Origin of the sequence: Mesorhizobium sp. M0698, assembly GCF_040320455.1 — a bacterium.
Lineage (GTDB): Bacteria > Pseudomonadota > Alphaproteobacteria > Rhizobiales > Rhizobiaceae > Mesorhizobium.
The window spans coordinates 52,739-64,623 of sequence record NZ_JAMYPQ010000025.1; the positions used below are offsets into that span (position 1 = coordinate 52,739).

Annotated in this window: 15 protein-coding genes and 2 pseudogenes; 5 read left to right on the forward strand and 12 right to left on the reverse strand. The window is 59.4% G+C overall.

Annotation, left to right across the window (positions count from 1 at the left end; translation table 11 throughout):
- Positions 1-18 precede the first annotated feature (18 nt).
- From NKI16_RS30100 to NKI16_RS30110, 3 genes are read right to left on the reverse strand one after another with little or no spacing between them, the layout of a single operon-like run.
- Complete coding sequence (locus NKI16_RS30100) at positions 19-498, reverse strand: hypothetical protein (RefSeq protein ID WP_352646951.1); 480 nt, start codon at positions 496-498, stop codon at positions 19-21.
- Positions 482-835 (reverse strand): STAS-like domain-containing protein, encoded by a 354-nt coding sequence (locus tag NKI16_RS30105; protein ID WP_352646953.1) that lies wholly within the window; start codon positions 833-835, stop codon positions 482-484. Before NKI16_RS30105 ends, NKI16_RS30100 begins: the two co-directional genes overlap by 17 nt.
- A complete protein-coding gene (locus NKI16_RS30110; protein ID WP_352692236.1) occupies positions 832-1,959 on the reverse strand; it encodes a hypothetical protein in 1,128 nt (375 codons plus the stop codon). The genes NKI16_RS30105 and NKI16_RS30110 overlap by 4 nt, the downstream gene beginning before the upstream one ends.
- A gap of 132 nt (positions 1,960-2,091) precedes the next feature.
- Here NKI16_RS30110 and NKI16_RS30115 point away from each other — a divergent pair.
- A pseudogene (locus tag NKI16_RS30115) lies at positions 2,092-2,342 on the forward strand (DUF2285 domain-containing protein).
- Positions 2,343-2,621: 279 nt separating this feature from the next.
- Here NKI16_RS30115 and NKI16_RS30120 read toward each other — a convergent pair.
- Together NKI16_RS30120 and NKI16_RS30125 are read right to left on the reverse strand one after the other, a co-directional pair.
- Positions 2,622-3,071 (reverse strand): hypothetical protein, encoded by a 450-nt coding sequence (locus NKI16_RS30120; protein ID WP_352924253.1) that lies wholly within the window; start codon positions 3,069-3,071, stop codon positions 2,622-2,624.
- A gap of 100 nt (positions 3,072-3,171) precedes the next feature.
- Positions 3,172-3,984, reverse strand: coding sequence for a thermonuclease family protein (locus NKI16_RS30125; RefSeq protein WP_352828441.1), 813 nt, complete (start codon positions 3,982-3,984; stop codon positions 3,172-3,174).
- A gap of 152 nt (positions 3,985-4,136) precedes the next feature.
- On the opposite strand from NKI16_RS30125, the gene NKI16_RS30130 reads away from it, so the two are divergent.
- Positions 4,137-4,343, forward strand: coding sequence for a KTSC domain-containing protein (locus NKI16_RS30130; RefSeq protein ID WP_352646961.1), 207 nt, complete (start codon positions 4,137-4,139; stop codon positions 4,341-4,343).
- 398 nt (positions 4,344-4,741) lie between these two features.
- A complete protein-coding gene (locus NKI16_RS30135) occupies positions 4,742-5,635 on the forward strand; it encodes an ATP-dependent DNA ligase (RefSeq protein ID WP_352906495.1) in 894 nt (297 codons plus the stop codon).
- Positions 5,636-5,825: 190 nt separating this feature from the next.
- Here NKI16_RS30135 and NKI16_RS30140 read toward each other — a convergent pair whose 3' ends face one another.
- Complete coding sequence (locus tag NKI16_RS30140) at positions 5,826-6,026, reverse strand: hypothetical protein (protein WP_352692240.1); 201 nt, start codon at positions 6,024-6,026, stop codon at positions 5,826-5,828.
- Between the two features lie 31 nt (positions 6,027-6,057).
- A pseudogene (locus NKI16_RS30145) lies at positions 6,058-6,254 on the reverse strand (hypothetical protein).
- Between the two features lie 402 nt (positions 6,255-6,656).
- Here NKI16_RS30145 and NKI16_RS30150 point away from each other — a divergent pair.
- Positions 6,657-7,139, forward strand: coding sequence for a hypothetical protein (locus NKI16_RS30150; protein ID WP_352692242.1), 483 nt, complete (start codon positions 6,657-6,659; stop codon positions 7,137-7,139).
- A gap of 127 nt (positions 7,140-7,266) precedes the next feature.
- On the opposite strand, the gene NKI16_RS30155 is transcribed toward NKI16_RS30150, so the two are convergent.
- The 4 genes from NKI16_RS30155 to NKI16_RS30170 all read right to left on the reverse strand — a co-directional run bounded on the left by NKI16_RS30155 (position 7,267) and on the right by NKI16_RS30170 (position 9,286).
- Entirely contained in the window at positions 7,267-7,959 is a 693-nt protein-coding gene (locus NKI16_RS30155; RefSeq protein ID WP_352828437.1) for a glycine-rich domain-containing protein, read from the reverse strand.
- Positions 7,959-8,465: a hypothetical protein gene (locus NKI16_RS30160; RefSeq protein WP_352692244.1), complete on the reverse strand. Its 507-nt coding sequence runs from the start codon at positions 8,463-8,465 to the stop codon at positions 7,959-7,961. The genes NKI16_RS30155 and NKI16_RS30160 overlap by 1 nt, the downstream gene beginning before the upstream one ends.
- A gap of 90 nt (positions 8,466-8,555) precedes the next feature.
- On the reverse strand, positions 8,556-8,783 hold the full coding sequence (locus NKI16_RS30165) for a hypothetical protein (protein ID WP_352692245.1): 228 nt from the start codon (positions 8,781-8,783) through the stop codon (positions 8,556-8,558).
- Positions 8,780-9,286 (reverse strand): hypothetical protein, encoded by a 507-nt coding sequence (locus tag NKI16_RS30170; protein ID WP_352692246.1) that lies wholly within the window; start codon positions 9,284-9,286, stop codon positions 8,780-8,782. The genes NKI16_RS30165 and NKI16_RS30170 overlap by 4 nt, the downstream gene beginning before the upstream one ends.
- A gap of 268 nt (positions 9,287-9,554) precedes the next feature.
- On the opposite strand from NKI16_RS30170, the gene NKI16_RS30175 reads away from it, so the two are divergent.
- The gene (locus tag NKI16_RS30175) at positions 9,555-11,012 is read left to right on the forward strand and encodes a toll/interleukin-1 receptor domain-containing protein (RefSeq protein WP_352692247.1); all 1,458 of its coding nucleotides are present in this window, start codon (positions 9,555-9,557) and stop codon (positions 11,010-11,012) included.
- Positions 11,013-11,366: 354 nt separating this feature from the next.
- On the opposite strand, the gene NKI16_RS30180 is transcribed toward NKI16_RS30175, so the two are convergent.
- Positions 11,367-11,765 carry a hypothetical protein gene (locus NKI16_RS30180; RefSeq protein ID WP_352646972.1) on the reverse strand — a complete coding sequence of 133 codons (399 nt, stop codon included), beginning with the start codon at positions 11,763-11,765 and terminating at the stop codon, positions 11,367-11,369.
- Positions 11,766-11,885: the final 120 nt, after the last annotated feature.

Sequence of the window (11,885 nt, forward strand, 5' to 3'; positions counted from 1 at the left end):
GGACGGACGAACCGGGCCTCAGATATCCAGGTACGGAAAGTGGAACGCCTTTCGCTCGTAGTTCACCTCTCGAAACGCAATCTTGAGCTTTGAGGCCGTGGAACGAATCTCAAGCACCCTGGTAGGGTCGGGCTGGCGTCCCTTCACATCAAAATCATCGCCGCTAGTGGCTTGCCTAAAATTCAGGAAGGCGGAATTGACTCTAGTGTGCGAGTTCTTGACGCGCGTAGTGACGAAATTCGCGAAAACATTGATGTCGTGTAGGCTGACGATTGTATTTTCCACGTCTGGCGACAAGGGGTCGCCCGGCAGCATCCAAACGGCCGAAGCTTTGGCTGCGCATTCCGCGGTCATTTGCTCAAGTTCCGCAAGGGTGGCGTCAATCATCTGCGTGTTCGATGTGAAACGCTGCTGAATGGCCAATCCAGTTAAACCGACCAAACCAGAAGCTACGCCGCCGAGCACGGAGATGAAGAAGGTTTCAGCGCCGTCCGCCATCGCTCGCTTTTCTGACATGAAATTCAATATCTGAAATATACACAGCGAAGTCCGGCGATGCATGAAGTTCAATGCGCTGGCGGAACTCTTCAGGCGACCATTTCAGTTCGCGGGTCAAACCGCCGAAGGCCTCTTCCAAAAACGAAGACGGGTAACCTCTAGTCCCATCCATCTCAACGACGACGCGGTCGTTCGCGGCCAATGCGGGAAGCAGAAATTCCTCACGAAATTTCTGCCCCGATGCGGGGCCATCAGTGTAGTATCGGCCGCCGGGGGTCTTCGAAAACTGCTTGAGTATGTTGATCGTCGCCACCCGATTCTTCAGAGCCATCGTCATTTTGAAATGCTCCACTCAATCAGTGTGCCGCCCAAGGCCACCCTGTGGTTGGTCGTGGTTATCACACTATCTACGCTATCATAAACAGCCTCACCCGTCCCGCTGATAATTCGCAGGTATCCACGGTGGTGGTCGAGGATCCTCATCATCGTGGGAAGGCCGTTGCCACGCCCCTGGACCATGGTACGGGTGCGCCCGTATTCCATAGCGGCTTTGATCATCTGCGCATCATCGGTCGTTCCACCCAATGCAGTCAAAACACCGCGCACCCCTTCCCAAATCGTAGCCCGGGGCAAGGTGCGGGGAATTCCAACTCCCATGTCATAAACTGCTGCTGTGAGGGACTGCGAAGTTCGGTTATACGAACCGGACATAAACCACGTACCCGCAGGAACGCCGAACCACTCATCGGGTTCCAAATAGGCGTGTTGCTTAGAGTTCTTAAGAGCCTCAATGAGCCCGTCATAGATGAAATTGGCCGCATGTATTGGTCCGGAAATTTCCGCCAAATGTTCCAACAAATCGTCGCATTTGGCGCCCACCACATCAGTGTCACTGCGATATTTGAGGATTTCAACCAGGGGCGCTGCGGGCCGGCGCCGGATCTTTGGTTTGTTGGGGGTCTCAAGAAAATCGAACAGACCCAGGTTCTGGAAAAGATAATCAATTTCTGGATTCCAGAGGCTGTGTCTCAGGATGGCGAGCTTTCTCCCGATAAATTGCTGCCAACGGAATAACTCTGCCGCCAATACGAGGGCCGCCCCTGGCGAGGCACGTTGAAAAGCCTCGAAAGCAACACCCCTAGGGAGCTCAGATGGTATTTTGTCACGATAAATTTGGAAACGAAGATACGCGAAGAACGACGCGACCTGTTCATAGTTCGATCGAAGCGAGAAATCAGCAGGAGGTTGAATATACAGGTAGGGTTTGCGCCGACTGCCCCTTCTTACTTCCATTATAGGTGCAACGATGTCGGTTGCCGGTCTTGGCAATCTCGGATTGGCAGTCTCCGCAGGTAAGACTGTCGGAATACGGCTTCCCCCTGACGTTGCTGCTTTGCGGCGACGTTCATTGGCTGCTCTCAATGCATGCCAATTCTTCCAGACCTCGTCAGGTTTCTTCACTTTTCGTCACCCCCGCTGGACTGTTGAAATTAAACGCTCGGCAGAGTCAAGGAGGGGCTAACGCTTTTCCAAGCGGCTCAGAATTTCGCATCCGCGATTTGCAACACGGCTAACGGTCACTAGAACTTGGCCATGCGCAAACCCTTGTTTGACCCCGACGTCGCCGACGAGGCGCCCAATTCATCGGTCCTGACCGGCTACGACGAAGAATGCATGCTTACCTATATGAAGATGCGGACTGGCGCGAGGTCGCCAGGATCGTGCTGCACATCGATCCGGAGAAGGATCGTGCATTCCGGGCATGGGAGACACATCTTGCCCGCGCACGGTGGATGACGACGAATGGCTACAGATACCTCCTGGCCGGCGGCGCGCGGCACTGAAATCTCCCTCCTCGCCCGACAGTCGTTTAGGGATTACATATTGAGCAGCCGCGCATGTCAGCGCCATTGAGCTGGGTAGCTTTTGCGAATGCGGATTCTCGGTCAAATGGGCCGAGCCAGCGGCCGTTCCTGTCGCCCGCTCCGGCCTGCGTGCCTTGACCTCCGTTGCAGAAGCCACAGTCGGCTCTATGGATTCGCCCCCGATCGTGGGCCCAATTCTCGTAGATATAGTAATTCAATTCTCACCCCAGCTTGCCAAGCGTCTTGCTGGCGTTCGTTTCAGAAGACGTATTTTGCAGGCCAGCGCCAATCTGTCTGCGCTTTGCCCATGCAGTTGCTGTAGTCGACAAATTGACCGGTCGCGATGTCTCGACAAGCCCAAACAAGTTGGCTGTACTGGCTGTAGAATTCGTCCCAGTCAGCACCCTGGTAATAGTTCGGCCTGACATAGCCCCCACCGCCGCAGTTGTTATTCGAGCATACCACAACGGCCGCGCCCACCGCAGCGATTGCGACGCCGGCTGCGATCGCCTGGTTCTGCTTCCTGATCATGTTGGCGCACTGATCTAGCGTCACCGATCGGCGCGTTAGTTCAGCGAAAAGATCCTGCTGGAACGTCGCGTCCTTGGTAGACGCCAGCGTCCTGCAGAGCGCTGAAGTGCTGACTGCGCTCGGATTCTTCTTGAGCGACTGTTGCGATGTCGTGCACGAGGCGCTTGCAAGCGCCAAGACTACCGCAGCCGAAACTGCGGCTCGTCGACCGAGCCCCATTTCACCCTCCCATCCAATCACTCAGTTCCGCCAAACCCCTTCGGCGGATTGTCTTTCACTAACACAGCGTTTCGCACGCTACTCCATCGGCATCTCGGTCCAGCTTGCGGCCCCACGAACAGTTGCCAACATACCATTGGGCTTCATCGCACGTGCTGATCTGCGAGCACGTCCTCCGCGGCTCGCACGAATAGCTCCGCGCCACTTGCCGGCTGCCGATGATGCCGAGCGGCTGGCCCGACGGCGCCGCGCCATCCGCGTGCGCCGCGCGCCATTCCCAGGGCGCCTGAAACATTCCGACCCACAGACCGACCTTCGCCGCCTCTGTCTTTGCTTGCTGCTCCGCGTACGCGCCGTGGCTATAGCGCGGCCAATCCAGCGCCTGGCCGTGTTCCACCATCCATGAGGCGACACCGGAGCCGTCCACCCGCCGGCAGTCGCCGACAAAGCGGCCGTAGCGATCCCAAGTGACGAAACTGCATCGCACCGGCTTCGACGCGGCCAGGAACGTGTCCAGCGCGTTAGCGGCCCGGCGTCCGCACGGATACTCAGAACCCTTCGCGTCGTTGCAGTACTGCCGGCTCTCGGGCGCATCGATGCCGTTAAAGCGGATGCGCTGGCCGTGGATCTCGATCGTATCGCCATCGATGACAGACGCGACACCGGCGATCGGCGCCGGCTTTGATCCGATCCAGTTTGATACGTTGAGCTCGGGCACAGGATCGCTATGTTGCACGACGAACTGCGTCCCGTAGGCTGCCATCGCGGCCAAGGCCACGAACACGAGCCGCTTCGGAACGCCAGCCAGTTGGCGCACGCGCCCCGGCTTACGCCACTGGTCGGTTCGACCATTATAGCGAGACTTGCCCAACCCCTGTCTCCTCTTGAGGGGCAGAGTGCTTCTAATTGAGGGCCAAGTCCAGAGCCGACGGCGGTCGGGCCTCTTGGCCCGCGGCGCACCGCACTGACCCAGGAACGCGCCGGCCTCTCCGATCGTTGACTGCTTTTGATCGAGCCGCCGTCATGCCGTCCACCTCCATACGCAAAACGGAATACGACCCGGACAGCAAAATCCTCTCGGTGTGGTTCGTCGCCAGCGGCAAACGGTACGAATTCGAGGACGTGCCACCGGACACTTACGCCGAATTCCGAGCCGCCTTCGCGAAGGGTCGCTACTTCAACGACCACATCCGCAACAACTTTCGCTTCCGTCTGGTTGGGAGCGATTAGCTGCCCGGGACGCCTGGTCTGTCGGCGGCCGAATTCCGTCCTTCGCCGCGCCAACCGGCGGTTGGTAGACGCTTTGCCGCTGTTGCCCTAAGGTCACTTTCGGTCCGCGCGCACTTGGCAAAGCCCGACCCACGCCCACCCCGCCTGGTGCAAAGCGCTTGATCGGTCCCGCCGTTCTGGCAGTGCGGCGGGATTTTTTGCGGTCAGTTGGAACACCGGCGCGCGGGGGAAGGTTCGGTGCACGCAGCAAATCCTTCCCCTCACACGATATTGCTGCACGATCGGTAATGGCATCCGATCTGCCCGCATCTCCTCCCCCCAGAGACGCGGGCTTTGAGCTTCGCGGAACCGAAACGTTCAAAGTTTATTGAATCGGGTTGGTGTGGCGTGGAGTTTGTATGAACGGGGCGAGGCTGGCGTTTATCCGTGCGATGGAGCCCAAGCTGGTCGCAAAGCCACCCGAGGGTGAACACTGGATTCACGAGATCAAGCTCGATGGCTACCGAACCCAGATCATCATAAGCAGCCCTGACGATATTCGCGCCTTCAGCAGCAGCGGAGCGGATTGGACGCGGAAATACACCGGCATCATCGAGGCCGCGCGGGATCTCGACGTCAAGAGCGCGATCTTTGAGGGCGAGGCGGTCGTCACGGGCGTGAATGGCCTGCCCGATTTCGACGCACTACAGAAAGCCGTCCACAGCGATCCCTACGCCACGATCCTCGGCGCCTTCGATATCATGCATCTTGACGGCCACGATCTGCGCGACATCGGATGCAAGGCGCGCCGGGAAATTCTATTTGGCATCATCAAGCCGAACAGCCGCATTCAGTTCAGCGAGGCTCTACCCGGTGATGCCAAGTCGATTTTCTACCTCGCTGACCAGGCTGGGCTTGAAGGGATCGTCTCCAAGCGCGCCGACAGCCCATATCGGAGTGGCCCGACGTCGAACTGGCTGAAGACCAAGAGCTGGACGGTCGAAGAATTCGAACTGCTCGGCGTCGAGCGAGAGCCGGGCAAGGCGGCGTTCGCCTTGCTGGCGCATCCCGACACTGGAAAGTATGTCGGTTCAGCTTTCATCTCGTTGGGGCGCGACATGAAGGAGCGGCTGTGGAAGCGGGTCATGGAACATGCCGGCCCACCTCCGGGCGGCATCAAGAAGCGACCGGCGACGCAGTGGGTTGAGCCAGGCGTAAAGCTACGGATCAAGTATCTTCGTGGCGAGCACAAGTATATACGCCACGCTTCGCTGCTTGGCTTCGGCGACGATCCGGAGCGTCCGGGAAAATAAGGGCCCGCCTGCCAAGTCCAGGAATGGCTGGCGGGCCCTATCAGCGCAATCCTTGTCTTGCGCCGAACTCTCCTCCCGGAGATGACGCTACCAACTGTGAATGAGCGCCGCGGTTCCTGACGCCGCCTGTGCAACGGACCATTGCGCAGACAGTTCAGACTAAGGTGCCTATCATCGGGGCTGGGCAACTTCAGTTCGGGCAGCGGGTCAGTCGCTCGACGGTGTCAATAATCGCCTTTGCCAGCGCCTCGCCCTCATGCACCGGCAGCGGTCCATAGAGCAGGTTCACTGCCTCCTCGCTCGGCAGAACGCCGGCTGGACAGGTGAGTTCGATCGCCATGCGAACGAGCTGCAGGCCAGTTCTTTCCCCGTAGATGTAGTTCTCATCCATCGCCAGGATACTGGCGCCCGTCCTGCGATCGTCAAAGCCGGCCGGCACGCATCATGGCGCGAGCGATGGCGAGCTGTGCCTCGACTTTGGCATTTTCCTTCTGGGTCATGTTGTCGGCGCGATGAGCCGCTTCAACGACCGCGTGATCTCCCCGCGCGTCCATCCCGCCTCGAGCATGCAATCGACGATCACCTGAAAGCCCGGTTCCATCGCCTCCTGGCAGTCGATCTCCCGGTCGACATACTCATTCTGTCGTTTCGGCGCTGACCATCCTTTGCCACGCTCCTAGAGATATACTTCGCCATCAGAACGGTGTTCAAAGCAGAACCAGTGCGATGGCTGCCGCGACTTGGCGAATCCCCATCCTGCATCTTTGCCACAGTCGGGACGCTCGCACCTGTGATGCTGAACGCCAGGCCGCGTGACGGGCTCTATTGCATCCGGCAGGCGGATAGGTTCATCGCTCATCGGGACGGGTTTCAGTGCGGCACGCAGGGCTTCTTTTTGCGATCTTTAGAGACAGTGAACAGAATGAGAACAAAATTGTCAAGAGCGCCTTGACCAGAGAGGAAAATGTTCCTTATTTCTGGTTCAACCTGAGGCGGGAAGGAGCGATGGCGAAGCGCCAAAATGGACGCTGGCCGGCGAAGCTATGGCAAAAACTGCGGAGGACAATTTCCGGATCGAGGTTTGGGATCGGGAGGAAAAGGCCCTTGTCGAAACCATCTGTCGATCGCCGGATTCAAGCGTCAGCCAAGCCGCATGGCAAGCCGCCATTCGGCGCCGGCCGGGGATGCTGCTGATCCACTACAACAGCCGGCATGTGATGAAAAGATTATCACGCCAGGCGAGCCCATGGTGTCACCGCAAGTGATAGTGGAAGGCAGCGTGCATGCCGGGCTCGATGTGTCTCTTGGCGATCTGCGCGAATGGCACAAGCTGCGTGCCTGGTGCAAAAACTGTTCGCATCATGCCGAGGTGAAGCCGGCCGGTCTGATCCGGCGTTATGGCAAGGATGCGCTGTTCAGCACGGTCGAGCGGGGTCTGTTCTGCACAAGCTGCGACAGAGGCGGTCCGGTCAGACTGGAGATTCACAAGCTCCCACGGAACTGACCGTTGCCGTCGTCACGGCCAATGGTGGCGATCGGTTAAAACACCAGAAACATGCCAGACGTGTCGGTCGAAACCGCCGGATTATATTGAATGATGATAAGGCCGCCGGTGCCCGCGCCGCTGGTGCCTAGACCATTTCCTCGCCCGCCGCCGCCAGCGCCATAGTTCCCGCCAGCGCCGCCACCTGAATTGCCTGACGCACCACCGCCGCCACCGCCAGAGCCAGCCGAGCCGCCTGCGGTAATGGAGAATTCGCTACCGGCACCACCAGCGCCCCCTGGGTTAGTAAATGTGCCGCCTGCGCCACCTGATCCCGCATCGCCGATCCACCGGTGCCGCCTGAAGCCGGGGTGACGCCAGTGTTACCGGCTCCATTCGTGCCCCCGGCACCGCCACCGCCCGCGCCACGCTTAGACCCGGCGGACTCACCCGTACCGCCGTTACCGCCATTGAATTTCGAACCGCCGGCGGGAACCGTCGACGCTGCCGCGGTGCCGCCGGTGCCTGCCGCTGTCGTCGCGCTGGCGCCAGCCGTGCCGCCTTTGGCGATGAAGGCACTGGCATCAAACGTGGTGTCTCCACCCGCCGAACCCGCCGCACCGGCGTCACCAAGCGCGTAAGAGATGGGGCCGGCCCCGCTCAGGGCATAATGAGTCTTGAAGCAGCAGGCGCCACCGCCACCGCCGCCGCCCCCGCCGCCGAACGCACCGCCACCGCCACCGCCACCGATAACCACGATCTGGTTATCCGCGCTGTTCCAGTCCCCAGGGACAACCCAGGATGTGCCAGAAGTGAGTGCGATCGTCTGGGAGTACGGCATCAGATATTATTCACCTTGGCGACCAAGTCCCACTTCGTGTCAGTCGTGTTGTAGATAAAGCCGAGATACATGGTCTTGCTGAGGACGGTCGTTGCGGGGAGTGCGACATCGGTGCCCGCGCGATAAATGGAATCCCACGTCAAGGCGCGGGCGGTGCCGTTGTCCTTGACGCGAATGATCAGTTTCTGGCCGTTAGCTGGCGTGCCGGTCGGCGCACCGAAAGCCGCAGCGGCCGCCCGCGCGGTCAAAATATATTCATCGGTGTTGGTCGAATCCGGCGTAGGCGTCGCCGAACTGGCGGTACTGGCAATCCGAGGCAGAGGGCTGCCGCTTGGCCCCGTCGCACCAGTCACGCCGGTTGCACCGGTGATGCCTGTCGGTCCGGTGATGCCTGTCGGTCCCGTGACGCCGGTCGGACCGGTGGCCCCGACGTTCCCGGTGCGCTCGAACGACACGGCGGCGGGATCGCTGTTCGAAAACGTGCCGCCCGACGCTACATGGGCCACTGTGAATTGATCCCAAGTGCCGCTTGTCTGTCAGCGCGGCCGTGATCTGAACCTGGAGGAAAGTCGCAGGCGTGCCGATCTTGCGGATCGTCACCAGGCCACGCGCGCCGTGGTCGTGCTGTCACCCCAAAGCGCGATCGACGTCGCAATGGCGTTGCCGTCGTTGTCGTTCTCGGAAATGTAGAGCGCCGTTGCCGATGTCAGGGTGGCGTTATTGATGCGCAGCTTGCCGGTCGTCGGATCGGCCGCTGTCGTGCCAGTGTCCCACAGAAAGCGCAGTCCGGCATCGCGGCCGATGAGGCCAGTGGGGCCGGTCACGCCCGTTGCTCCGGTAACGCCAGTTGGACCTGTTGCACCCGTAATTCCAGTCGGGCCTGCGACACCGTCGCGCCGGTCGGGCCGCCAGCAGGACCGGTTGCGCCGACGACGCCGGTTGGACCTGTCGGACCAGTTGCTCCGGTGACGCCGGTCGGACCTGTCGCGCCAACGCCGGTCGCTCCGACAACGCCCGTGGGGCCGGTAGCACCGGTGATGCCAGTCGGCCCTGTAGGGCCGGTGGCCCCGACACCAGTCGGGCCGGTCGGCCCTGTGGGTCCGGTTGGGCCGTCGCCGCGCAGTAGCGCCAGGACGGAAGGGGAAAGGCTGTCGACCGTGACCTTTTCGTTCGGCAGCGCGCCGTCACTGCGGCGTACGTCGGCCAAAGCGTCGATCGTCTCGTCAATGCTGGTGACGAGTTCGGCAAGAACATTGTCAAGCTGCGTGCCGTAAGGCAGGTAGTACTGGTAGCTGAATTCGATGACGGGCTTTTCGGGAGCAGCCATTTGATGCACCAGAACGTCGTCTTCCAGATAGCATCACGGCGCAGGAGCAGCGCTCCGCACTCAGATTTCAGATGCTTGTTGGAAGCCGTTGACGTTAGCCCCGGTGGGATCCGAAGCGGTTGGTGCAGTTGCCCGAGTCTGCGATTGTTCCGGCGCGATAACTCTACCCGATTTGGGCTCGGAAAACTAGGCTAGTCTAGGCGAAACTGCGATTCGCCGTCGACATAGACATGGCACCGCAAAAGGCAGTTCGAGCAGGAGATAGCACTTGGCAGAGGCTTCAGCACAACCACCGAGATGCTTTATCTCCTACAGTTGGACGAACCCTGATCACGAGGAATGGGTTCTTCAACTGGGGACCGAGCTTCGTCAAAGCGGCATCGACGTCGTTCTCGACAAGTGGGATCTTCGCGAGGGGCAAGATCCGCACGTTTTCATGGAGGCGATGATCACTGACGACACGATCACCAAGGTGCTTTTGGTTTGTGACGCTAAGTACGTGGAACGGGCAAATGAGCGAAGCGGTGGCGTTGGAATAGAGTCTCAAATTATCTCGCCAAAGGTCTATGCGAGCGCCAAGCAGACCAAATTTGTAGCGGTGGTCCGGGAACGTGATGCGGATGGGAGGGCGCTCTTACCCGCCTACTATGGTTCGCGAATTTACATAGATTTGAGCGCCGACGACCTCTACCGGCAGAACTTCGAACAGCTCGTTCGGTGGATTTTCGACAAGCCTGTTTATGTGAAACCCGCGATCGGAAAGCCGCCCGAATTCTTCGATGAAAACAAACCGAAGCTGTTTGGAAACGCAGCCGCTTACCACTCTGCGATGGATGGTCTGAAAGCGGGCCGTCCGAATTTTAAGGGTGCAGCCGAAGATTACCTCGCCAGCGTGCTCGAAGGCTTGGCAGCCTTTCGAATTCAAGGGCAGCACGAATTGTTGGACGAAGTCATTTTTCAGTCGATTGAAAGTTTGACCCCTTGCGAAAATCAAATTCTCGCCCTTCTGACGACGCTTTCGAGCTACCGATCAGATGAAGACGCGTTCCATATGACAGATCGATTTTTTGAGGCGCTGCTAGCGTTCAACGAAGCGCCGGAGAGTGCCCGCGATTACACGGAATGGCATTTCGATAATTTTAAGTTCTTCAGCCACGAATTGTTTCTGTCCTTTGTGGCGTTCTTGGTGAGACGCGAGAATTTCGAGTTTGCGGCTCACCTTCTGTCGAATCGATACTATCACCCAAGCCGTCACGGCGGGCCCAAAAGCGCTTCCTTTGCTCATTTCTGGGCGGGTATGCCTTCGCTCAACGGAGGCCGAAATAAGCGATTGGAGTTACGACGAGTGTCTGTGCATGCCGATCTGTTGAAAGAAAGGTGCGTCGGGAAACCGTTCTCTTTTGAGCAGATGATGCAGGCCGATTTCATCCTTTATCTCCGCGACCAGATAGATCGCGCACGGGCAAAGAACGATGGCGGGCGTCGAATGTGGTGGCCGACAACTCTACTCTACCGGCACGATTATGATGGAGCCTTTGAGGTGTTCGCCCGCAGCGAATCGAGCGCCTATTTCGACAGGGCGAAGATGCTACTTGGCGTCCAAAGCAAGGGAGAGTTGGAGCGGTTTATCACTGATCTTCCGGAATCGAGATTGCCTAGGTGGGACTATACAACGCTTGATATTCCGGCTGCTTTTGGCTTGGAGTTGCTCGCCTCGCGGCCTTAGCCGGATCGGTACTACTCCCCTCCGCTTCGCGTATCAAGAGTCCCGCCAGTTTCGGCGCCGGTGCGCGCCAGTCGGCGACGCATCGCCGCCCTGGTCGGCATTTATCGACCGATTGAATTCCGTCGCGCTGCCGATGGCGTTTTCGAGTTCAGCAGTGTTGCGCATAATAGACCCACTGCGCGACGCACTAGAGGTCATTCGACATACAAAATACTGTCTGCTACGTTCGCGCGATGGGGATTCTCATAACGCTCATCCTGATCTGCATCGTCGGAAACGTGCTGTACTTCGTGTTCGGGCCGCTGGCTGAGAGCATCCGTGATCACTGGCGAGTGAAGCGGATGCGCCGCAATCTCAGTGCCTCTGCCCGGCTGGATCGAAAATAGTCCCACCGCTCTCGAGCGCAGATCGCAGCAACGCTTCCGACACGCTGATCTGCGGGCTCCGCTGCGTGGCGGCGCGGATCATCTCCACTGAGCTCGGGCCGGTGAACATGTCCGCCAACGTCTTCAAGTTGCCGTGCCATGCCGCACGCCGTGTAGCATCGCCCGCCCGCGTCAAGTAGCTGGCGCCAAGCGATCTGGCCATATCAAACAAGGCCACCGACGGCGATGCTGTCCCGAGAGATTCCTTAATCGAGTGATTGAACGCCGTGGCACTGCCGACTTGCTCTCGGCGGCCCGTCGCCTGAAGCACGTCAAGAAGTTCCGGCATCGACAGAGATGCCTGCTTGTTCGGCAACTCGCGCAGCACCGCGTCGAGTACTGCCGCGCGTGTGTCGTTGCCGCCGCAAGTTCTACGAACTGCATGCCGCAGGCTCCTCCGTTATCGCCTCGCAGACGGTGGCGCAGATGGCCCCACTGTGGGCCGCCG

What these genes read in the sequence shown, in the direction of transcription:
- NKI16_RS30155 (WP_352828437.1), bottom strand. Translation starts at nt 7,959, where the DNA reads ATGCCGTACTCCCAGACGATCGCACTCACTTCTGGCACATCCTGGGTT.
- NKI16_RS30135 (WP_352906495.1), top strand. Translation starts at nt 4,742, where the DNA reads ATGAACGGGGCGAGGCTGGCGTTTATCCGTGCGATGGAGCCCAAGCTG.
- NKI16_RS30140 (WP_352692240.1), bottom strand. Translation starts at nt 6,026, where the DNA reads ATGGATGAGAACTACATCTACGGGGAAAGAACTGGCCTGCAGCTCGTT.
- NKI16_RS30170 (WP_352692246.1), bottom strand. Translation starts at nt 9,286, where the DNA reads ATGGCTGCTCCCGAAAAGCCCGTCATCGAATTCAGCTACCAGTACTAC.
- NKI16_RS30100 (WP_352646951.1), bottom strand. Translation starts at nt 498, where the DNA reads ATGGCGGACGGCGCTGAAACCTTCTTCATCTCCGTGCTCGGCGGCGTA.
- NKI16_RS30105 (WP_352646953.1), bottom strand. Translation starts at nt 835, where the DNA reads ATGACGATGGCTCTGAAGAATCGGGTGGCGACGATCAACATACTCAAG.
- NKI16_RS30150 (WP_352692242.1), top strand. Translation starts at nt 6,657, where the DNA reads ATGGACGCTGGCCGGCGAAGCTATGGCAAAAACTGCGGAGGACAATTT.
- NKI16_RS30130 (WP_352646961.1), top strand. Translation starts at nt 4,137, where the DNA reads ATGCCGTCCACCTCCATACGCAAAACGGAATACGACCCGGACAGCAAA.